Below are 19974 nucleotides of genomic sequence, written 5' to 3'. Positions count from 1 at the left end.
GTAAGACGGCGGGCGGCCACCTCCGGGCGGCCGCCCGCCGTCGTACACTCTCTTCCATGAGCGAGACTCCCGCCAATGCCGTCACCCTGCGCTTCCTCGCAGCCCCCACCGACGTCGGCCACAGCGGTTCGGTGGACGCCGGCACGGTGCTTGAGTGGGTGGACAAGGCCGCCTATGCGGCCGCCGTCGGCTGGTCGAAGTCCTACTGCGTGACGGCCTACGTGGGCAACATCCACTTCGCCGACCCCGTCAACAGCGGCGACATGGTGGAGGTCACCGCCACGATCGTCTACACCGGACGGTCCTCGATGCATATCCGCACCGTGGTTTCCTCCGGGGACCCCCGGGGCGGCCCCGCGACGATGCGCAGCCAGTGCTTGGTGATCTTCGTGGCGGTGGGCGCGGACGGCAGGCCGGTGCCGGTACCGCAGTTCGAACCCGCCTCACCGGAGGAGATCGGGCAGCGCGACGCGGCGCTGGCGCGCATCAAGGTCCGCGAGGACATCGTCCAGGCCATGAACAGCCAGGAATACACCGACGCCGGGACCGCCGAGCGGGTCACCCTGCGATTCCTGGCGGCGCCGACGGACGTGAACTGGGGCGGCAAGGTCCACGGCGGCATCGTGATGAAGTGGATCGACGAGGCGGCCTACGTCTGCGCGTCACGCTACTGCGGGATGGATACCGTGGCGGTCTTCTCCGGCGGGGTCCGGTTCTACCGCCCGCTGCTGATCGGCCACCTCGTGGAGGTGGAGGCCCGGCTGGTGTACACCGGGACTAAGGGCATGCACATAGCGGTGCACGTCCGCTCCGGGGACCCCAAGGGCCACGAGCTGAACCTGACCACCTACTGCCTGACCGTCATGGTGGCCCGCGATGAGAGCGGCACCTCGGTCCCCATCCGGCAATGGGTTCCGGTCTCCGGGGAGGACAAGAGGTTGCACGCCCACGCGCGCGAGCTGCTGGAGATCCGGGGCAAGGCACCGGGCAACCGGCTGCCCAACCACCTGCTCCAGTAGCCCGCTCTTTTAGAAGCCGCCTCCACCGGCTGCGTCCCCCGCCATATTGGCGAAGCGGGAGTAGTGGCCCTGGAAGGCAACCACGATGTCCTTGGTCGGGCCGTTACGGTGCTTGGCGACGAGGATGTCGGCCTCGCCGGCACGCGGGGATTCCTTGTCGTAGACGTCTTCACGGTGCAACAGGATGACCATGTCCGCGTCCTGCTCAATGGAGCCGGATTCACGAAGGTCGGAGACCATGGGGCGCTTGTCCTGGCGCTGTTCGGAGCCACGGTTCAGCTGGGAGAGCGCGATCACCGGGACCTGGAGCTCCTTGGCCAGCAGCTTGAGCGCGCGCGAGAACTCGGAGACTTCCTGCTGGCGGGATTCAACCTTCTTGCCCGAGCTCATGAGCTGCAGGTAGTCGAGGATCACCAGTTTGAGGTCGTGCTGCTGCTTGAGGCGGCGGCACTTTGCCCGGATTTCCATCAGCGACATATTGGGGCTGTCATCGATGAACAGCGGCGCGTCGTTCATCCGGCCCATCGTGGTGGCAATTTTGGACCACTGCTCATCCTTGATGGTGCCCTTGCGGAGGTCCTGCAGCCCGATCGTGGCCTCCGCGGACAGCAGGCGCATCGCAATCTCGTTCCGGCCCATTTCCAGGGAGAACATGACGGTGGCCAAGTTGTTCTTGATCGCCGCCGAGCGCGCAAAGTCCAGCGCAAAGGTCGACTTACCGACGGCGGGCCGGGCGGCGATGACAATCATCTGGCCGGGGTGAAGTCCGTGGGTCAGCTCATCGAGTTCGTAGAAGCCGGTCGGGACCCCCACCATGCCTTCGCCGCGGTGGCCGGAGGCCTCGATCTCGTCCACCGTGGATTCCATGACGTCCTTGAGGACAACGTAGTCCTCCGCGGTCCGGCGCTCGGCGACGGCATAGACCTCGGCCTGCGCCTGGTTCACCAGGTCTTCGACCTCGCCGTCCTGCCCGTAGCCGAGCTGAACGATCTTCGTGCCGGCATTGACCAGCCGGCGCAGGACGGCCCGCTCCGCCACGATTTCGGCGTAGTAGCCGGCGTTCGCCGCAGTGGGAACGGTCTGGATGAGTTCGTGAAGGTACGCCGGTCCGCCAATCCGGTTGATCTCGCCGCGCTTGGTCAGTTCGTCCGACACCGTGACGGCGTCGGCGGGCTCGCCACGGCCATAGAGGTCGATGACGGCTTCATAAATGGTCTCGTGCGCCGGGCGGTAGAAGTCCTGGCCGCGAAGGATCTCAACGACATCCGCGATCGCGTCCTTGGACAGCATCATGCCGCCCAGCACCGACTGCTCCGCAGGGATGTCCTGCGGCGGCTTGCGGCTGCCTTCGGATCCCCGGGTGCCCTCGATCGCGTCCAGATGCGTTACTGACAAAACTGCCGTCCTTCATTGTGTGCCGGCGAAGCGGTGTTTCCGCCAGCGCCTAAACCGTGGGTAACCTCCCGGACCGGGCCGGTGCTGCGGGTTCCAGGGTCCCGGGATCTTTCTAGCAGCGGGCTCCGACACTTTCCGGATCCGCCCCCTGGCCACCCGGTCCGATGCGCACCGTCGGGGTCAGCCGGAAGCGGACTGCCGCCGCGAACCGGCACTGCGGGGATTGGTCTCCCGCAACGTTATCCCCCGCCGTCGGCTGCACCAACCCGACCCGACCAGCAGGCTGTGGATAAGTTGTGGACTAATACACCGTGCTTGTGCACAGCCTGTGGGAACCCCTGTGGACGACGAAATTCTTTTCCACTCAAACCGGGCCTGACCTGCGGAAACAGTGTGTTAAGGCTGTGGACTCAAAAGAATTTCTCCCGTGGTTCATCCACAGCCTGCGGCCGGTCGCTGGGGATAGCACCGGCGCCTCCGGCGCGCACCGGGAGCGAACATGCGGAATATGCGATGGCCGTCGGCCCATTTCCCGGCATCCCGCGGATCGCCGCCTGCGGCTCTGTATGCAGCGCGTGGAATATGAGGTGGTCGGGCGCCCGCTGTCATAAGCTGTGGCCATGGGCATCGGCACCCGGCGGGCCCGTCCGCGGGCTGCGCCTCCCCGTGCCGGCGCCCCTGCCCAAGAACCACGTAGATCGGCTGTAGTCCCATGGAAGCCCTGCTTGTCCCCCTCCTGATCCTCGCGCTCGTCGGCGTCGGCGTCGTGCTGACCGCCCGCGCGGTGGGCCGGCGCCGCGCGCGCACGCACCAGGAGGGTCCTGCCCAGCCCGGCCGCAGCTCGGCGGAGCTGGCACAGGAGGCCGCCGCGCGGCTGGACCAGGACCAGCACCGCCGCCTGTACGCGCTAATAGCGCAGGGACAGGCCATGGCGGCCATCAAGTTCTACCTCGAAGCCACCGGGGAGGGCCTCCGGGCCTCGCGGGACGCCGTCGGCGCGCTGGCGGCCCATCCGCAGCCGTTCCGCCCCCGGCAGGAGGCCGGCCCGGCCCCGGTCGAGGAGGGGGAACCGCAGCGCTTCCCGTACCGCTACCGGGCGATTGCCAGCAAAGGCGAGGTGACGCGGGAGGTCAGCAGCAATATGCTCAACGACGAGATCTACGGCAGGATCCGCACCCTGGCCCGGAGCGGCGACACCGCGGCGGCCGCGGCGGCCCTGGTCCGGCATTCGGACGTCTCGCTGCAGCAGGCAGAGGAATTCATCGCGCTGCTTGAGGACTGAGCGGCGGCCGCCGCCGAGCTCCGGCTAAAAGTCGAACAGCTCGCCCAGCCAGCCTTCCTTCTTCTTCGGCCGGCGGCGGTCGTCATAGCGCGGCTGGTCGTACCGCGGCCGCTCGCGCCGGTCGTCGTAGCGCCGGTCGTCCGGCCGCCGGTCGTCCCGTCGCGGGTCGACGTTGTACAGCGGCGGCGGGATGTGCCCGGGCGGTGTCGGGGGAACGGCCGGCCGCGCTGCACCGGACGGGGCCGGGCCTCCGAAGCCCTCGGCCGCCCGGTCGATGATCTTGTCGAGTTCGCCGCGGTCCAGCCAGACGCCCCGGCACTGCGGGCAGTAGTCGATCTCCACGCCGCTTCGTTCGCTCATTACCAGGTCTACGGAATCCACAGGGCATTTCATGTCCGGCACAACGAACCGGGCAGCGTTTAAGTTCAGCCCTGGGGGCCGGCGATCCCGGCCAGCAGCTGCTCGAAGGGCAACGATTCCAGCGGCGCGGGCGCGCGCCGGGGCTGCACGCCCTCTAGCAGCCGGGCAAACTCCCCCGCCGCCCGGTCGATCCGCGCCGACAGCGGGGACACGCCGTCGCCGGCACTTCCCCAGTCCTGGGGCCCGGCGAACACGCCGGTCGCCGCCATCCGGGTGCGGAGGTAGCTGAAGAGCGGCCGCATGGCGTAGTCCAGCACCATCTGGTGCCGGTCCGTGCCGCCCGTAGCTCCCAGCAGGGCGGCCTTGCCGTCCAGCGACGCGGGATCCAGCACATCGATGAAGGACTTGAACAGACCGCTGTAGGAGGCGCTGAACACCGGGCTGACAGCGACGATGCCGTCGGCGTCCGTCACTTTGGCGATCACCTCGGCCAGGCGGGGGGCCGCGTACCCGGTGACGAAGTTGTTGGCGATGTCCACGGCGAGGTCCCGCAGCTCCACGACGTCCAGCGTTACCGCGTACCCCGCCTCCGCGAGCTGGCGCTCCGCCGAAGCAGCCAGCTGGTCCGCCAGCAGGCGGCTGGAGGACGGGACGCCGAGTCCGGCGGAGAGAACGATTATGCGGCGGCTTTCCATGGTGCGCTCCTGTAGGTCACTCTGTTACATGCAAATGCATCTACCTTTAGAAGCGAACCCCGGGCGGCTTTATTCCTCCCCCGCTGCGCTATAATTTGTGGTCCTTCTGCCGCCGGAATGGCCACCATAAGTGACAGGGCATCCGGGATCAGAGCAGGACGAATCCTTCAATGCAGCTCACCGAGTGGCCGCCGACCCAGATATCGTCGTCCAATGCGTCGATGTGCACCCGTCCCGCGCGGCCCAGCACGGTCCCTTGCGCCACACGGTAGGACTCCGGCGCCCGGCCGGTCCCGATCAGCCATTGGGCCGCTCCGGCGTTGAAGCTGCCGGTGACGGGATCTTCAGCGGCCGCGTCGCCGGGGATGAAGGTGCGGACCTCGAAGCCGAACTCGGATCCGGCGGGGTGGGGGCCGACGACGCCGATATTGAGTCCGGCCATTGCCGCATAGTCCGGCTTGATGGCGAGCACCCGTTCTGCAGAATCCAGGAGCACTCCGATCCATTCCGGTCCGTTGACGAGCCAGGAGGAGTCCCGGAGCTCCTCCCGCGGCATCCGCAAGCCTGACGCTATGCGGGCGAGGTCCGACTCGGCCACCTCTCCGGAGCGGGTCAGGGGCGGGGCCGCGAAGGCCAGGCGGTCGCCGTCGCGCTTCACCCGGACCAGCCCGGCCCCGCACTCCTGGACTAATTCACCGTCCTGCCTCGGGACGCCGCCCGCTTCAAGCCATGCATGGGCCGAGCCCAGGGTCGGATGGCCGGCGAAGGGAAACTCCTCGCTGCCGGTGAATATCCTGACCCGGTAGTCGGCCCGGGGATCCGTGGGCGGCAGCAGGAACGTGGTTTCCGAGAGATTGGTCCAATTGGCAAACCGCTGCATGTCCTCCGTGTCGAGCCCCTCGGCCTCGAGAACGACGGCCAGCGGATTCCCGCGGTACGGTTCGACGGAAAAGACGTCCACCTGGGAGAAGGGACGGAGCCGTCGTGCGGTATTCGAGGTCACTGCGGCAGGCTATCACCGGCGCCGGTCGGTCCGCCGCGGCCGCGGCTGCCCGCGGCCGCGGCGGCTGACTGCACCGCCCGGCGCGTTCTGCCAGACTGCAGGCATGACCGAAAACAAGACCCTGCCGACCGGGGCGTCCGTCGCGGATTTCCTCGGCACGATCGAGCATCCGGTCCGGCGCGCGGACGGGTACCGCCTGCTCGAGCTGATGTCCCGGATCACGGTCCAGCCGGCCACCATGTGGGGGCCGTCCATCGTCGGGTTCGGCAGCTACCACTACAAGTACGCGAGCGGCAGGGAGGGAGACGCCGCCGCGGTGGGCTTCTCCCCCCGCAAGTCCAGCCTGTCGCTCTATGGCCTCACGTACGGTCCGGACGCCGCTGCGCTGCTTGACCGCCTCGGGAAGCACAGGACCGGAGCCGGGTGCCTGTACATCAACAAGCTGGACGACATCGACGCGACGGTGCTGGACGAGCTGGTCCGGCTGGGTTACCGGCACGTCACCACGGTCCTGCACCAGGGTTGAGGCCGCCGCAATTAAAGCGGAAGGCCCCCGCCGTTGGCTTCCCTGAGGAAACCGAAGGCGGGGGCCTTCCGGCAGTTCAAAACTGCCTAGCCGTACAGGCTGTAGCCGGAATGACTACTTGCCTGCGACGACGTCGAGCTCGATCACGGCGGAAACGTCGTCGTGCAGACGGACGTTGGCCTGGTAGGAACCGGTCGACTTGATGTGAGCCGGCAGTTCAACCTTGCGCTTGTCGATGCGGCCAAGGCCTGCGGCCTCAACGGCGTCGGCAACGTCGCCCTGCTTGACGGTGCCGAACAGGCGTCCGGTCTCGCCAGCCTTGACGACGAGCTTCACCGGCTTGGCCTGCAGGGCAGCGGCCTGCTTCTGAGCGTCTTCCAGGGAAGCGTGCTCGCGGGCGGCACGGGCAGCCTTGATGGACTCAACCTGCTTCTCGCCACCCTTGGACCAGGTCAGGGCGAAGTTGCGGGGGAGCAGGTAGTTACGGGCGTAACCGTCCTTGACCTCGACAACGTCGCCAGCAGCACCGAGACCGGTTACTTCGTGGGTCAGAATGAGCTTTGCCATGTTAGTTAATCCCTTCCTTAGCCGCGGCCAGCGCCGGAGTAAGGCAGCAGAGCAACTTCGCGGGCGTTCTTGATTGCCTGTGCGATCTTGCGCTGTTCCTGGACCGTAACGCCGGTGACGCGACGGGCGCGGATCTTTCCGCGGTCGGAGATGAACTTGCGCAGCAATGCTACGTCCTTGTAGTCGATGACAGTGATGTCAGCGGCCTTCAAGGGGTTGGACTTTGGTTTGGGCTTACGGAGTTCAGCCTTAGCCATCGTGGAGCTCCTTTTCTATGGAGCCCGTGGATATTGATCCACGGGATGGTGGTGGTCCACGCCGGTCCGCGCACGGCAGCCTTGCGGCGGCCGACGGCGCCCGGCGTCGGGCCTTTAGATGTTGTTTAGAAGGGAGGTTCGGAATCCGGACCGTTGCCCCAGCCGCCGGCATTGCTCACCCCGGGCGTGGCCCAGGGATCGTCCTGCTGTGCGGGCTGGTTGCCACCCCAGCTTCCGCCGGAGTTGCCGCCCTGGTTTCCGCCGGAGTTGCCGCCGAAACCGCCGCTGTTGCCGCCGCCGAAGCCGCCCTGGCCACCCTGTCCGCCGGAGCGCTGGGTGCGGTTGACTTTAGCGTTGGCGTAGCGCAGGCTCGGGCCGATCTCGTCGACCTCAAGCTCGATAACGGTGCGCTTCTCGCCTTCCTTCGTTTCGTAGGAACGGCTCTTCAGGCGGCCGGAAACGATCACGCGCATGCCCTTGGTGAGGGATTCGGCGACGTTCTCGGCTGCCTCGCGCCATACCGACGCGCGGAGGAACAGGGTTTCCCCGTCCTTCCACTCGTTTGACTGGCGGTCAAAAGTGCGGGGCGTAGAAGCGATGGTGAAGTTCGCTACTGCCGAGCCTGACGGGGTGAACCTCAGCTCGGGATCATTGGTGAGATTACCGATGACCGTAATAGTGGTTTCGCCTGCCATCTACTGCCTCCTGGTTCGTTCCTACGGGGTTAAAGATTGAAAGGGTGGAGCTGAATTACTCAGCAACGACCTTCTGCTCTTCGGGGCGGGTGATCTTGGTGCGCATGATGGTCTCATTGAGACTCAGCTGGCGGTCAAGTTCCTTGGCGGTAGCCGGCTCAGCGGTGAAGTTCACCACGGCGTAGATACCTTCGGACTTCTTCTGGATTTCGTAAGCCAGGCGACGGCGGCCCCAGATGTCAACCTTTTCGATGGTTCCACCATCGTTGGTGATGACGTTCAGGAACTTCTGAAGCGACGGCTCAACGGTACGCTCTTCGACCTCGGGGTCGATGATTACCATCAATTCGTAAGGACGCATATGTGAACCCACCTCCTTTGGGCTAAGCGGTTACGGCATTTCCGTAACAGGAGGTTCATTTGCGGTGCGTGTGCGGTACCGCAAGCCGCCGGATCGGAGGCCGGGCACAGCACAGACTTCAATAGCTTAGTGCATCCGGGCCGGTTTCAGCGATTTCCCCTCCCGCCACCCTAGGCGCCGCATCGCCCGGCGGGAAGGGAGGCCGGGCGCTCTGTGGATATCCGGGGTGGGGTTGCGCAGGCCGGGACCGTGGGGCGGGTGGCCTCCCGGGGCCGTGTGCCATGATCGGGGAATGACCGACGCTTTCCCGTCCCGCTCCGGGGTTCCCCGCGTGCACCGCAGCCGGCTGCGGTTTGCGGTGATGGTGCTGGCGGGCCTGCTGGGGGCCGGCGGCTCGGGCCTGGCCGGCCACTGGGTGGAGGCCCCGGCGGTGGGCTGGAGCACCGCCGCCCTGACCTACGTGGTCTGGGTGTGGGTAGTGATCGGTCCGTTGGATGCCGAGGGCACCCGCGCCCACGCCACGGTCGAGGACCCGTCGCGCCGCGTCACGGACCTGATGATCCTCGCCGCCAACGTCGCCAGCCTCGCGGCCGTGGCCGCCGTCGTCCTTGACTCGCACAGCAACGACGGGGCGTCCCGGCTCGGCAGCGGCCTGCTTGCTCTGACGTCCGTCGCCCTGGCGTGGATGCTGGTGCAGACGCTCTTCACGGTGCGCTACGCCGGCCTGTACTACAGCACCGCGCCGCGGGCCGGTTCGGCGGTGGGCGGGATCGACTTCAACCAGGCCGACCCGCCGCAGTACACCGATTTCGCCTACCTCGCCACCAGCCTGGGCATGACCTACCAGGTGTCGGACACGGCCCTGAAGAACCATGCCATCCGCGCCGAAGCGCTCAAGCACAGCCTCTTGTCCTACCTGTTCGGCACGGTCATCCTGGCCGCCACGATCAACCTCGTGATCGGCCTGGCCGGGTCGTAGCCGGCGGCGGGCCCGGCCGCGCTCAGGACGCGGTGCGGAAGAAGGCCTCGGTGACTTTCGCGAGCCGGTGCGGATCTTCGACGCCGCACAGCTCGCGGGCGGAGTGCATCGAGAGCAGCGGTACGCCGACGTCGACCGTCCTGATCCCGAGCCGGGTGGCGGTCAGGGGACCGATCGTGGAGCCGCACGGCATCACGTTGTTCGAAACGAATTCCTGGTAGGGAATCCCTGCCTCGGTGCAGAGCCTGGCCCAGAGGGCTGCGCCCGGCGCGTCCGTGGCGTACCGCTGGTTGGCGTTGATCTTCAGCAGCGGTCCGCCGTTGAGGACCGGGCGGTTGGCGGGGTCGTGGCGTTCGGCGTAGTTGGGGTGCACGGCGTGGCCGGCGTCGGCGGACACGCAGAACGACGCCGCGAGGGCCTGCCGCCGCTGGCCCGCCGTCGCGCCCAGTCCGTCGGAAATGCGGACCAGGATGTCTTCGAGGACCGGGCCGCTGGCGCCGGAACGGGAGCCGGAGCCGATTTCCTCGTGGTCGAATGCCGCCAGCACGGCGATCGGGCCGCCGTCCGGGGCAGCACCGGCGGCGTGTGCGATCAGCGCGGTGAGCCCGGCGTGCGTGGCGGAGAGGTTGTCCAGCCGCCCGGAGGCGAAGAACTCGTCCCGGGCGCCGAACACCGCCGGCGGCTGGGTGTCCGCGACGACGATGTCGTACCCGCCGATCCGGGCGGGGTCCACCGGTGCGCCGGCTGTCCGCTCGGCGAGCAGGGCGAGCAGATCGGCGTCGGCGGGATCGCCCAGGCCGAAGACCGGATTCATGTGCTGCTGCTTGTCCAGGGCCAGACCGTCGTTCACGGCGCGGTCCAGGTGGATGGCCAGTTGCGGGAAGCGCAGGAGCGGCCCGGTGGCGGTGAGGTGCTCGGTGCCGTCGAGCAGCACCAGCCGGCCGGCGAGCTGCAGTTCGCGGTCCAGCCAGGAGTTCAGCAGCGGGCCGCCGTAGACCTCGACCCCGGCCTGCAGCCAGCCGAACTTTCCCGTGGTGGGCCTGGGCTTGAGTTTGAAGGAGGGTGAATCGGTGTGCGCGCCGAGGATATTGAACCCCGTTGTGGGCCCGGCTCCCTGCGGGGTCACCCAGGCGATGAGGGCGCCGTCGCGGACGACGTAGAACTTCCCGGCACCGCCGTCCCACGGCTGCAGCTCGTCGAGGCCGGTGAACCCCGCCTCTTCCAGCCGCCGCGCACCCTCGTGGGCGGCGTGGAAGCTTGACGGGGACGCACTGACATAGGCGCCGAGGTCACGGATGTGGTCTGCAGCTGAGGCGGTGGAAGGCATGGCTCCGAGTCTAATGCCGGACCGGCGGAGGGATTCCGTGGCGGGACGGGGGATTAGCTGCCCGGACCACGCAGCCCGCAGGGCCACCCCCGGAGGGACATGCCCATCCTTCGCGGCCGTCCCCGGGCATAACGCGGCATGCCCACCCCTGGTGTCCAGGAGTGGGCATGTCCGGTTGCGGTGGAAGCTAGAGACTCCGGCCCGCACCGGTCGGGGCGTCCGCGACAGTCGAGTCCCCGGCCGGGGCATCGGCGCCGGTCCCGTCCTCGGCAGCGGCTTCCGCGGCGGCGGATCCTGCGGCCGGCTCAAGGGCAGCCGGGCCGTTCTTCCGGTACCGCCAGAGACCGACGCCCACCACGACGGCGGCCAGGGCCAGCGACAGCAGGAGCGACTCCCGGGTGCTGTCGAGCACCACCATGCCCACCAGCAGCGCAACGATGCTGATGATCGCGACCCAGGTCAGGTAAGGGAAGAGCCACATCTTGAGCTGCAGGTCCCGGGCCGCGGTGCCCATCCGGCGGCGGAGGATCAGCTGCGAGACGGAGATGACCAGCCAGACGAACAGGGCGATGGCGCCGGAGGTGTTGACCAGGAACAGGAAGACGGTATCCGGCGCGATGTAGTTCAGGCCCACGGTGATGAAGCCGACGACGGTCGAGGCCAGCACGGCGGCGGACGGGACGCCCCGGCGGGAGATCCGCATCCACGACTTGGGGGCATCGCCGCGGCGGGAGAGCGAGAAGAGCATGCGGCTGGCGGTGTAGAGGCCGGAGTTCAGGCAGGAAAGCACCGAGGTCAGCACCACGACGTCCATGATGGTTCCCGCGCCGGGGATACCGAACAGTTCAATGACGGCGACGTAGGGGCTCTTGGCCACCGAGGCGGAGTTCCAGGGCAGCAGGGTCACGACGACGGCGATCGAGCCGATGTAGAACACCAGGATGCGCCAGACCGTGGACTTGACGGCCTTCTTGACGGCGTCGACGGGGTTTTCGGATTCACCGGCGGCGATGGTGGCGATTTCGGCGCCGAAGAAGGAGAAGACAACCACCAGGATGCCGGCCAGGACCGCGCCGGGGCCGTTGGGCATGAAGCCGCCCTTGCCGACCAGGTTGTCCAGGCCGGGCGCGGGGACGCCGGGAATGAGGCCGAGGATCGCGGCGGCGCCGAAGAGCAGGAACAGCACGATCGCGGCGACCTTGATCGACGCGAACCAGAATTCGAACTCGCCGTAGGACTTGACGGAGCCCAGGTTGGTCAGCGTCAGGAGCACCATCAGCACCAGCGCCCAGATCCACTGGTCAATGCCGGGAACCCAACGGTGCATGATGGCCGCCCCGGCGGTCGCCTCGATGCCCAGGACGATGATCCAGAACCAGGCGTAGAGCCAGCCGATGCTGAAGCCCGCCCAGCGTCCCAGCGCCTTGTCGGCGTAGGTGGAGAACGACCCGGTCTCGGGGTTGGCCGCAGCCATTTCGCCGAGCATCCGCATCACCAGGATGACCACGAGGCCCGCGGCGAGGTAGGCCACCAGGATGCCGGGGCCGGCCTGCTGGATCGCCGCGCCGGAACCGACGAAGAGCCCCGCGCCGATGACGCCGGCGATGGCGATCATCGACAGGTGCCGCGGTTTCAGGGATTTGGAGAGTTGCTGGTCAGCCTGCATGAAGCGCCGTCCTTACTGGGTGGTGATGGCCCTGCCTCCGCGCCCGGCAGTACAAGGCGGGGTGTGCGGCGGGCCACAGTGTCGTTTCACACTAGACCGCGGGGTGGAACCGCCGTCCTGTGCACTCATACAGATTACGCCGCCGGGATTGGGGCCGATCGCCAAGCCAAAGGCCGCATAGGCAAATAAAGTTGCCTGACGGTCAATTCTTAGAAGTGCGTGAAACCACTCTTTCAGGAGATTCGGGGCCGTGCCCGCTCCGCCGGGCTTCCCCTGATCAGTAATCGGGGTTGCTCGGCACCACCAGCCCGGTCTCGTAGGCGTACACCACAGCCTGGACCCGGTCGCGGAGCTGCAGTTTGCTGAGGATGCGCCGCACATGCGTCTTCACGGTCGCCTCCGAGAGGAAGTAGCGGTGTGCGATTTCGGCGTTTGAAAGTCCTTCCGAGATGGCGCCCAGCACCTCGGTTTCCCGCGGGGTGAGGTCCTCCAGCAGCGGATTCCGCGCCGCGCGGGCGGCGGAGCCGGAAGCGTCCGGCGCGGCTGGTCCCGTTCCCGGGCCCGCGCCAGGCTCGCGGGCCGGCTCCGGGCTCCGCACGAAGATTTCCAGCAGCCGCCGGGTGATACGCGGGGCCACCACCGCGTCACCGCTGGCCACGACGCGGACCGCGTTGACCAGTTCGGCGGGGTCCACATCCTTGAGCAGGAAGGCGGAGGCCCCCGCCTGCAAACCGGCAAAGGCGTATTCGTCGACGTCGAACGTGGTCAGGATGATGATCCGTGCCGCCGAACCGGCGCCGGTGATGGCGCGGGTGGCCTCGATGCCGTCCAGGACCGGCATCCGCACGTCCATCAGGACGACGTCGGGCTGCAGCTCGGCGACGCGGCGCACGGCGTCGGCGCCGTCGGAGGCCTCCCCAACGATGCACAGGTCGTCCTCGCCCTCGAGGATCAGGCGGAACCCCATCCGCAGCAGCGGCTGGTCATCGACCAGCAGGATCCGGATCTGTCCGGTGTCGGTCACGGTTCTCCCTTGTCGTCGGTGCCGTTCTGGCCGCCGCGGAGGTCATCGGTGAGGTTCAAAACTACGCGCACCCGCCAGCCGCCGCCGCCAGCGGGGCCCGCTTCGACGTCGCCGGCGTAAATCCGGGCGCGTTCACGCATGCCGGCCAGACCCTGCCCGGAGCCGAGCGCCGGTCCCGCGGGCTCGACGCTGCCCTTCCCGTCGTCCACCACCTCAATGGTCACGGCGGCGCCGTCCCGCTCGATCCTCAGATCCACCCGGCCCAGCGCACGGCCGTAGCGCAGCACATTCGTCAGTGACTCCTGCACGATGCGGTAGACGGTCAACTGGAAGGCGGTGTCCTCCGGCAGCGCCGGGCCGGACTGGGTGTAGTGGAGGGGCAGCCCGGCCGCGCGGAAGCCCGCCAGCAGCTTGGCGAGGTTCCCGCCGGCCGCCAGCGGCTCCCACGGACCGGCGCCGGGCGGGGTGTCCTCGCGCAGGACTCCGAGGACGCGGCGCATGTCCGCCAGCGCGGTCCTGCCGGTGTGCGACAGTTCGCCCAGCACCGCCGCGGCCCGCGCCGGGTCCTTGCCCATAACGACGGCGGCCCCGTCGGAGAGGGTCACCATGACGGTGAGCGAATGGGCCACGACGTCGTGCATTTCACGGGCGATCCGGTTGCGTTCGGTGGCCGACCCGAGCTGGGCCGTGGCCCTGGCCCACGCTGCGATTTCCTGCTCGTGGTCACGGCGCTGCCGGACCGAGATGCCGATCCCGGCGGCGATCACATTGGACAGGACGATGCCCAGCGCGGCCGCGATGCTGCTGATCAGCTGGAAGTCTTCCGGGGTGTGGTCCGAGATGGACGGCAGGCGGCCGTCGAGCGGCCCCAGGGCCAGCACGGCGTACAGCGCCAGCAGCGGCGCGGTGGCGGTCGCCATCGCCATCAGGGTCCATCGCCGCGGCCGGGTCAGCGCCACCGAGTACAGCGCGAACCACAGCCCCGCGGAGACGTTGGAACCCCACGGGTGCAGGGCGGAGACAGCAAATTCCAGGACAGCGACGGAAGCCAGCACGGCTGCCGGATGCCTGCGCCGGAACAGCAGCGCGCCCGCAACACCGCCGAGCAGCAGCGGCACCGCCCACTGCCCGTCCAGCCCGGCGTCCACCGCCGTCGGGGCCACCAGGAGCAGGTAGGCGGCCACGACGACGGCGTCCATCATCCGCGGACGGCGGTACAGGTAGCGCCGGAGCCGGCCCCGGCGGCGGGCCGTGATTTCGGCGAAGGACGCGCCGGCCTGGGTGGCGGGCGCGTCCTCGGCGGGCAGCACGTCGATCATGGACCGAGCCTAAACGTCCCGCTTCTTGAGCAGGATGCCGGCGAGCACCACCGGGACCACCACCCACGCGCCTAGAACCAGCGCGGCCTGCCAGGCTTCCAGCGTGTCCGGGAAGTGTTCGGTGGCCGTCATTGCCTGCACGGTGTTACCGGGAAGGTACTTCCTGGCCTCTTCGAAGAAGTCGCCGGGGATCAGCTGGAAGACGATCGGCAGCACGAAGAACAGCCCGACCAGGCTCATGATGCCGCCCGCGGAGTTGCGCAGCAGGGCACCGAGGGCCAGGCCGATCGCCGCAACGGCGGCGACGTAAGCGCTGTTGACCAGCAGAAGTTTGACCGACTGGGCGCTGCCCAGGTCCAGCGGCAGGCCGTAGTGGTCCAGGATCGGCAGGGATACCAGGCCGGCCAGGTAGGCGGACACTGCAGTGAGGGCGAAGGCGGTCACCACGACCACCAGCAGTTTGGCCAGGAACGCCGGGGTCCGTTTGGGGACCGCGGCGAAGGTGGACCGGGCCATCCCGGTGGTGAATTCCGAGCTCATCAGCAGGACGCCGAGGGAGCCGAGGATCAGCTGGGCGAAGGGGATCCCGGAGGTCGGGGCACCGAGGGCAAGTTCGCTGCCCTGCGCGGCAAAGGCGGCCGCGGCGCCCTGGTCGGTCTCGGCGGCGCGGGCAAACTGGCCGGTTCCCCAGGCGGACAGCGCGCCGAAGCCCACCAGCACAACGGCGGTGGAGGCCAGCAGGATCAGGGTGGACAGCAGGGTGCTGAACTTGATGGCTTCGGAGTTCAGGACCCGCAAAAAGGACGGTCCGGGTCCGGTGCTGAGGCTGTCGCCGCTGCGGGCGGTGCCGGCAGGCGCGCCGGCGGCCGCCGGGCCGGATTCAAAGGTGGTGGGGCTCATGGCTTAGTTGCCTCCGGACTGGGCGGGGGCGGTGGCCCCGGCGGTGATCAATGAGTGGTATTCGACCTCATCCTTGGTCAGTTCCATGTAGGCCTCCTCGAGGCTGGCCTGCAGCGGGGTGAGTTCGTAGATCATGACCCGGTGGTCCAGCGCGGTGCGCGCGATGTGCCGCGGGTCCAGGCCGGTGACCTCCAGCAGTTCGTTTTCCTGCATTTCCACGGAGACGCCGTCGCCTGCGAGCAGCCGCAGCAGCTGGTCCGGCTGGTCTGTGCGGACTCGGGTCCGGATCCGGCCGCGTCCGGTGATGATCTCCTGGATCGGGGCGTCGGCGATGATCCGGCCGCGGCCGATCACGATCAGGTGGTCCGCGGTGAGGGCCATCTCGCTCATGAGGTGGCTGGAGAGGAACACGGTTCGGCCCTCGGCGGCGAGGTACTTGACCAGGTTCCGGACCCAGACGACCCCTTCAGGGTCGAGGCCGTTGACCGGCTCGTCCAGGATGACCGTCTGCGGGTCGCCGAGCAGCGCCGCGGCGATGCCCAGGCGCTGACCCATGCCGAGCGAGAAGCCGCCGACCTTCTTCCGGGCGACGTCGGCCAGGCCGGTCATCTCAATGACTTCGCGCACGCGCTTCTTCGGGATGCCGTGCGTCGCGGCCATGGCGAGCAGATGGTTGTAGGCCGACCGGCTCGTGTGGACGGCCTTTGCGTCCAGCAGGACGCCGACGTCGCGCAGCGGGGCCTGGTGGCGGTCGAAGGGTACGCCGTTGACGGTGACGGTGCCCGACGTCGGCCGGTCCAGGCCCATGATCATGCGCATGGTGGTGGACTTGCCGGCGCCGTTGGGGCCAAGGAAGCCGGTGACCCGGCCTGCCTCGACGGTGAAGCTGACCCCGTCGACGGCGGTTTTCCCGCCGTAGACCTTGGTCAGGCCGCGTGCTTCGATCATGGAAGCGTTCCTTTGCGTCGCGTGTGGTTGTGTATCCACCACGCTACCGACGCCGCCGCCGCATTTCGCCGCTCTCAGGGATGATTCAGGGGCCAATCAGGGTAGTCCGCGGGGATGACCGCTCAGGACTCCGGCGGCGGGCAGTAGTACACCAGCCCGCGGGGTTCCACGGAGAATTCCACGGCCCGCACGCCCGGCATGACCTCACCGTCCACGGCCAGCACCATGGTGCCGGCGGCGGGCTCGACCCGCACCCGGCGCGCCTCGCTCAGGTGGGTGATCCGGGAGCTGGCCACGGTTCCGGTCAGCACCGCCCAGAGCAGGCGCACCCGGGCGAAGGACTCGTCCGCGGTGATCATGCGGAGGTCCAGCACGCCGTCGTCGAGCACGGGGCGCACCAGCGGGGCGTGGTCACGGGGGTAGTAGCGTCCCCGCCCCACGTAGAGGATCCACAGTTTGTGCCGCACGCCGTCCACCACCAACGTGCTGGGCGTGCCCGCGGCGAAGGTGCGGAACATGGCGACGACCCCGGCCAGCGGCTTGCCGAGGGCAGGCTGGAGCTGTTCGCGCCGGCGCACCAGATTGGGGTAGAGGCCGATGCTCGCCGTGTTCAGCATCGGCAGCTCCAACCGCTCGGGGTGCTCCGGCAGCCCCCGCTCCACCGTGACCCGGCCCAGGTCCGCCCGGGCGGCGTCCCCGGCGGCGGCCGCGTCGACGGCGGCGCGCAGCGTGCCGGTGCCGGCGTCGCGGGCGAAATGGTTCAGCGTCCCGCCGGGCAGCACCAGCAGGGGCAGGGCGTGCGCGGCCGCGGCCGCGGCCGCGGTTCCTACGGTGCCGTCGCCGCCCCAGACGCCGAGCGCCTTGAGGCCGGGCCGCGCCGCCACCGCCTCGATCTCGGCCTCCACCTCACCGTCAGGCGAGATCTCATGTATATACGCTTTCGGGAATACTTCCTGGAGGGCGGCCGCGGTCTCATCGGCATAGGAGCCGCCGAGGGTGTTGACCGCAATCCCCAGGCCCTCGCCGCCGGGCAGCGCCGCCGCCTCCACCGGAGTGCGCCGGAGCGCGGGGAACGGTGGCCGCACCGGCCACCACCGGCGGGTCACAAGTGCCGCGCCGGCGCCGATCGCTGAGCCGAAGAAGACGTCGGAGGGCCAGTGCGCACCGGTGTGGACCCGCGAATAGGCCACCCCGGCGGCCACGGGCGCCAGCGCCGCGCCCAGGGCCGGCTGAACCAGCCCCACACCGAGCGCGAACGCGGCGGCGGAGGCCGAGTGCCCCGAAGGCATCGAGGAGCTGGTCGGCTGCGGATGAACGAAACGGAACACCGGCAGGTGCTCCGGCAGCGGGCGCGCCCGCGGGAGCAGGGTCTTGAAGACCAGGTTGGTCACGGCGGACGCGACGCCCTGGGCGAGCACCCCGTGCAGGGCCGCGCGCCGGGTCCTGCCCGGCAGCAGCGCCATCACCGCGGCGACCCCCAGCCAGAGTTTGCCGTTGTTCGCAGCCGCCGACAGCCGGCGGAAGAAATCATCGTGGCTCCCGCCGGGAAGGCTGGAGACCGACTGCACCAGCCTGCGGTCCAGCCTCTCCAGTCGGTGCGGCGTCCTCCCCAGTATGCTTCGCATTTCCCCACCCTACTGCCGGGCCCGGGACCGGGTGCCTAACCGGCGCGCAGCGGCTTCGCGGCGCCGGCGAGCAGCAGTGCGCCGAGAATCGGGACGCCGATGGCCAGCAGTGCCAGCCGGATGCCGGTCAGGTCGCCCAGGTAGCCCAGCAGCGGCGGGCCGGCCAGGAAGGCGATGTAGCCGATGGTGGACACGACCGAGACCCGGGCCGCCGCGTGCCGGGGGTCGTCCGCCGCAGCGGACATGCCCATCGGGAAGGCCAGCGCGGCGCCCACGCCCCACAGCGCGGCACCGGCGGTGGCCAGCCAGATGTTGCCGGCCAGGACGAAGAGCCCCAGCCCGGCGGCGGCTGCGGCCATGCTGGCCCGCAGCACCGCGACGCGTCCGTACAGGTCGATCGCGCGGCCGCCGAAGAACCGCATGGCGGTCATGGCCAGCACGAACACCGCGAAGAGCAGGGCACCGGTGGACTGCTCGGCGCCGAGGCCGTCGACGGCGGCCTTCGCGATCCAGTCGTTGCCCGCGCCCTCGGTCAGGGTGGCGCCCAGGACCACGACGCCGATCAGCAGCGTGCGGCCGTCGCGCCACGCCGAGGCGGCGCGGGGCGCACCGTCCCGGTCTGCGGCGGCCGGCGCCGGCACATGCGGCAGGAAATAGCGGGGTGCCACCAGGGCGGCGACGAGCACCACGCCGGCGATCACCAGCAGGTGCGCCGGCAGGCCGACGCCGATCCGGGACAGGCCGGCGCCGACCAGCGCGCCGACAAAGGCGCCGCCGCTGAAGGCCGCGTGGAACTGCGGCATGATGGTCCGGCCCAGCCGGTGTTCCACATCGGCGCCCTCGATGTTCTGCGAGACATCCCACAGGCCGATGCCGATGCCGAAGAAGAACAGAGCGACGGCCGTCCCAACGGTGGACGCGGCGCTGAGGGACAGCGCGATCCCGACGCCGGCGGCTGCTGCGACGACTCCGGCCGCGCGGACCGTGTTGGCGGTCCCGAGCCGGCCGACCACCCAGCCGGCGGTGGGCAGGGCAATCAGCGACCCGGCGGCGACGCACAGCAGCAGCGTGCCCATCTGGCCCGAGGAGATCTGCAGGGCCTCCGTCACGGCCGGAATCCTGGCCGCCCAGCTGGCGAAGACCAGGCCGTTGATCCCGAAGACCAGGAAGGTGGCGGCGGCCGCGGTGTTCAGCTGCCGGCCGGTTGTCGTGCTTGTCATACGATCACTGCTTCCACCGAATGTCGGGCGAGTTCGGCGCGTTCCGCCGGACCAAGGTCTTTGTCTGTCACGAGGATGTCGACGGCGTCGAGCCCGGCGACCAACGCGACGGCGGTGGCATCCCACTTGGCTTCCGAGCAGGCGGCGATCACGCGGGCGGCCGACTCCAGGCCGGCGCGTTTGACTGCAGCATCGGCCAGGTCGTGGGCCAGGAGGCCGTCGCGGAGGTTCACAGCGCACGGGGTGAGGACGGCGGCGTCGAACCGCAGCGCGCGGATGTTGGATTCGGTCAGGGGTCCGCGGAAGGAGAGTTCACCGGGGGTGAGGCTTCCGCCGGGGAGCAGCAGCTCGGGACGCAGGCGCGGGGAGGCGCTGGTCATGGCGTTGACCGCCTGCAGCGACATCGGCATGACCGTCAGGTCCCGGTCCCGCAGCTGGCGTGCCACCTCGGTGGCGGTGGTGCCGCTGTCCAGCCAGACGTGCCCACGGTCCTGCAGCAGGGCGGCCACGCCGGCCGCGATGCGCACCTTGGCGTCGTGATCCTCGAGCGCACGCTGCCCGTACTCGGGGTTCTCGCCGCGGGAAACGAGGCTGCGGGCGCCGCCGTGGACCCGGCGGAGGACGCCGCGCAGCGCCAGCGCATCGAGGTCGCGGCGAATCGTGGCGCCCGAGGCACCGCACTCCGCCATCAGCTCGTCGACGCTCATGTGCTCCCGCTGGCGCAGGAGTTCGCCGATCCGGCGGTGTCGCTCCTCGGTGGTCATGAGTAAATGATATTGGAAAATGATCAATTAATCACAAATGAT

20 protein-coding genes and 1 pseudogene are annotated in these 19974 nt (G+C 69.0%); 4 read left to right on the top strand and 17 right to left on the bottom strand.

Annotated features, from left to right (window positions below; translation table 11 throughout):
* Positions 1-56: 56 nt before the first annotated feature.
* Positions 57-1019 carry an acyl-CoA thioesterase gene (locus ASG71_RS02800; protein ID WP_056736843.1) on the top strand — a complete coding sequence of 321 codons (963 nt, stop codon included), beginning with the start codon at positions 57-59 and terminating at the stop codon, positions 1017-1019.
* A gap of 9 nt (positions 1020-1028) precedes the next feature.
* Here the strand turns inward: ASG71_RS02800 and dnaB are convergent, their stop codons facing one another.
* On the bottom strand, positions 1029-2414 hold the full coding sequence (dnaB, locus tag ASG71_RS02795; RefSeq protein ID WP_056736841.1) for a replicative DNA helicase: 1386 nt from the start codon (positions 2412-2414) through the stop codon (positions 1029-1031).
* A gap of 712 nt (positions 2415-3126) precedes the next feature.
* Between dnaB and ASG71_RS02790 the strand changes: the two genes are divergently transcribed.
* On the top strand, positions 3127-3696 hold the full coding sequence (locus ASG71_RS02790) for a hypothetical protein (protein WP_056736839.1): 570 nt from the start codon (positions 3127-3129) through the stop codon (positions 3694-3696).
* Between the two features lie 24 nt (positions 3697-3720).
* On the opposite strand, the gene ASG71_RS02785 is transcribed toward ASG71_RS02790, so the two are convergent.
* The 3 genes from ASG71_RS02785 to ASG71_RS02775 all read right to left on the bottom strand — a co-directional run bounded on the left by ASG71_RS02785 (position 3721) and on the right by ASG71_RS02775 (position 5754).
* Positions 3721-4089, bottom strand: a complete 369-nt coding sequence (locus ASG71_RS02785; RefSeq protein WP_056736837.1) for a zf-TFIIB domain-containing protein — start codon at positions 4087-4089, stop codon at positions 3721-3723.
* Between the two features lie 32 nt (positions 4090-4121).
* Positions 4122-4751 carry an FMN reductase gene (locus tag ASG71_RS02780; RefSeq protein ID WP_056736835.1) on the bottom strand — a complete coding sequence of 210 codons (630 nt, stop codon included), beginning with the start codon at positions 4749-4751 and terminating at the stop codon, positions 4122-4124.
* A 148-nt stretch (positions 4752-4899) separates the two neighbouring features.
* Positions 4900-5754, bottom strand: a complete 855-nt coding sequence (locus ASG71_RS02775; protein ID WP_056736833.1) for a PhzF family phenazine biosynthesis protein — start codon at positions 5752-5754, stop codon at positions 4900-4902.
* A gap of 103 nt (positions 5755-5857) precedes the next feature.
* On the opposite strand from ASG71_RS02775, the gene ASG71_RS02770 reads away from it, so the two are divergent.
* A complete protein-coding gene (locus ASG71_RS02770; protein WP_056736832.1) occupies positions 5858-6280 on the top strand; it encodes a DUF1801 domain-containing protein in 423 nt (140 codons plus the stop codon).
* Positions 6281-6394: 114 nt separating this feature from the next.
* On the opposite strand, the gene rplI is transcribed toward ASG71_RS02770, so the two are convergent.
* The 4 genes from rplI to rpsF all read right to left on the bottom strand — a co-directional run bounded on the left by rplI (position 6395) and on the right by rpsF (position 8160).
* Entirely contained in the window at positions 6395-6847 is a 453-nt protein-coding gene (gene rplI, locus ASG71_RS02765; RefSeq protein ID WP_056736830.1) for a 50S ribosomal protein L9, read from the bottom strand.
* Positions 6848-6864: 17 nt separating this feature from the next.
* Entirely contained in the window at positions 6865-7104 is a 240-nt protein-coding gene (gene rpsR, locus ASG71_RS02760) for a 30S ribosomal protein S18 (RefSeq protein ID WP_003800144.1), read from the bottom strand.
* A gap of 125 nt (positions 7105-7229) precedes the next feature.
* A complete protein-coding gene (locus ASG71_RS02755) occupies positions 7230-7799 on the bottom strand; it encodes a single-stranded DNA-binding protein (RefSeq protein ID WP_056736827.1) in 570 nt (189 codons plus the stop codon).
* 55 nt (positions 7800-7854) lie between these two features.
* On the bottom strand, positions 7855-8160 hold the full coding sequence (rpsF, locus tag ASG71_RS02750) for a 30S ribosomal protein S6 (RefSeq protein WP_056736825.1): 306 nt from the start codon (positions 8158-8160) through the stop codon (positions 7855-7857).
* 292 nt (positions 8161-8452) lie between these two features.
* Here rpsF and ASG71_RS02745 point away from each other — a divergent pair, with 292 nt between their 5' ends.
* Positions 8453-9139, top strand: coding sequence for a DUF1345 domain-containing protein (locus tag ASG71_RS02745; protein ID WP_056736823.1), 687 nt, complete (start codon positions 8453-8455; stop codon positions 9137-9139).
* A gap of 22 nt (positions 9140-9161) precedes the next feature.
* Here ASG71_RS02745 and ASG71_RS02740 read toward each other — a convergent pair whose 3' ends face one another.
* From ASG71_RS02740 to ASG71_RS02700, 9 genes and pseudogenes are all read right to left on the bottom strand, one after another.
* A complete protein-coding gene (locus ASG71_RS02740) occupies positions 9162-10466 on the bottom strand; it encodes a M18 family aminopeptidase (protein ID WP_056736822.1) in 1305 nt (434 codons plus the stop codon).
* Positions 10467-10653: 187 nt separating this feature from the next.
* Positions 10654-12132, bottom strand: a complete 1479-nt coding sequence (locus tag ASG71_RS02735; protein WP_056736820.1) for an amino acid permease — start codon at positions 12130-12132, stop codon at positions 10654-10656.
* Positions 12133-12409: 277 nt separating this feature from the next.
* The gene (locus ASG71_RS02730) at positions 12410-13099 is read right to left on the bottom strand and encodes a response regulator (protein WP_056737236.1); all 690 of its coding nucleotides are present in this window, start codon (positions 13097-13099) and stop codon (positions 12410-12412) included.
* 53 nt (positions 13100-13152) lie between these two features.
* The gene (locus tag ASG71_RS02725; RefSeq protein ID WP_056736817.1) at positions 13153-14475 is read right to left on the bottom strand and encodes a sensor histidine kinase; all 1323 of its coding nucleotides are present in this window, start codon (positions 14473-14475) and stop codon (positions 13153-13155) included.
* A gap of 9 nt (positions 14476-14484) precedes the next feature.
* Positions 14485-15375, bottom strand: a complete 891-nt coding sequence (locus ASG71_RS02720; RefSeq protein ID WP_056736815.1) for an ABC transporter permease — start codon at positions 15373-15375, stop codon at positions 14485-14487.
* Between the two features lie 3 nt (positions 15376-15378).
* A complete protein-coding gene (locus ASG71_RS02715; RefSeq protein ID WP_056736813.1) occupies positions 15379-16323 on the bottom strand; it encodes an ABC transporter ATP-binding protein in 945 nt (314 codons plus the stop codon).
* A 122-nt stretch (positions 16324-16445) separates the two neighbouring features.
* The gene (locus ASG71_RS02710; RefSeq protein ID WP_056736811.1) at positions 16446-17948 is read right to left on the bottom strand and encodes a bifunctional phosphatase PAP2/diacylglycerol kinase family protein; all 1503 of its coding nucleotides are present in this window, start codon (positions 17946-17948) and stop codon (positions 16446-16448) included.
* A 35-nt stretch (positions 17949-17983) separates the two neighbouring features.
* A complete protein-coding gene (locus tag ASG71_RS02705) occupies positions 17984-19294 on the bottom strand; it encodes an MFS transporter (RefSeq protein WP_414826641.1) in 1311 nt (436 codons plus the stop codon).
* A pseudogene (locus ASG71_RS02700) lies at positions 19240-19932 on the bottom strand (DeoR/GlpR family DNA-binding transcription regulator); the annotation flags it as partial. The gene ASG71_RS02705 and the pseudogene ASG71_RS02700, both read right to left, overlap by 55 nt.
* Between the last annotated feature and the right edge of the window lie 42 nt (positions 19933-19974).

Source organism: Arthrobacter sp. Soil763, from assembly GCF_001428365.1.
In the GTDB taxonomy this organism is placed as follows: domain Bacteria; phylum Actinomycetota; class Actinomycetes; order Actinomycetales; family Micrococcaceae; genus Arthrobacter.
This window is presented reverse-complemented; position numbering and strand designations above follow the sequence as displayed.

What these genes read in the sequence shown, in the direction of transcription:
- ASG71_RS02800 (WP_056736843.1), top strand. Translation starts at nt 57, where the DNA reads ATGAGCGAGACTCCCGCCAATGCCGTCACCCTGCGCTTCCTCGCAGCC.
- ASG71_RS02790 (WP_056736839.1), top strand. Translation starts at nt 3,127, where the DNA reads ATGGAAGCCCTGCTTGTCCCCCTCCTGATCCTCGCGCTCGTCGGCGTC.
- ASG71_RS02785 (WP_056736837.1), bottom strand. Translation starts at nt 4,089, where the DNA reads ATGAAATGCCCTGTGGATTCCGTAGACCTGGTAATGAGCGAACGAAGC.
- ASG71_RS02780 (WP_056736835.1), bottom strand. Translation starts at nt 4,751, where the DNA reads ATGGAAAGCCGCCGCATAATCGTTCTCTCCGCCGGACTCGGCGTCCCG.
- ASG71_RS02770 (WP_056736832.1), top strand. Translation starts at nt 5,858, where the DNA reads ATGACCGAAAACAAGACCCTGCCGACCGGGGCGTCCGTCGCGGATTTC.
- rplI (WP_056736830.1), bottom strand. Translation starts at nt 6,847, where the DNA reads ATGGCAAAGCTCATTCTGACCCACGAAGTAACCGGTCTCGGTGCTGCT.
- rpsR (WP_003800144.1), bottom strand. Translation starts at nt 7,104, where the DNA reads ATGGCTAAGGCTGAACTCCGTAAGCCCAAACCAAAGTCCAACCCCTTG.
- ASG71_RS02755 (WP_056736827.1), bottom strand. Translation starts at nt 7,799, where the DNA reads ATGGCAGGCGAAACCACTATTACGGTCATCGGTAATCTCACCAATGAT.
- rpsF (WP_056736825.1), bottom strand. Translation starts at nt 8,160, where the DNA reads ATGCGTCCTTACGAATTGATGGTAATCATCGACCCCGAGGTCGAAGAG.
- ASG71_RS02745 (WP_056736823.1), top strand. Translation starts at nt 8,453, where the DNA reads ATGACCGACGCTTTCCCGTCCCGCTCCGGGGTTCCCCGCGTGCACCGC.
- ASG71_RS02740 (WP_056736822.1), bottom strand. Translation starts at nt 10,466, where the DNA reads ATGCCTTCCACCGCCTCAGCTGCAGACCACATCCGTGACCTCGGCGCC.
- ASG71_RS02735 (WP_056736820.1), bottom strand. Translation starts at nt 12,132, where the DNA reads ATGCAGGCTGACCAGCAACTCTCCAAATCCCTGAAACCGCGGCACCTG.
- ASG71_RS02730 (WP_056737236.1), bottom strand. Translation starts at nt 13,099, where the DNA reads ATGGGGTTCCGCCTGATCCTCGAGGGCGAGGACGACCTGTGCATCGTT.
- ASG71_RS02725 (WP_056736817.1), bottom strand. Translation starts at nt 14,475, where the DNA reads ATGATCGACGTGCTGCCCGCCGAGGACGCGCCCGCCACCCAGGCCGGC.
- ASG71_RS02720 (WP_056736815.1), bottom strand. Translation starts at nt 15,375, where the DNA reads ATGAGCCCCACCACCTTTGAATCCGGCCCGGCGGCCGCCGGCGCGCCT.
- ASG71_RS02715 (WP_056736813.1), bottom strand. Translation starts at nt 16,323, where the DNA reads ATGATCGAAGCACGCGGCCTGACCAAGGTCTACGGCGGGAAAACCGCC.
- ASG71_RS02710 (WP_056736811.1), bottom strand. Translation starts at nt 17,948, where the DNA reads ATGCGAAGCATACTGGGGAGGACGCCGCACCGACTGGAGAGGCTGGAC.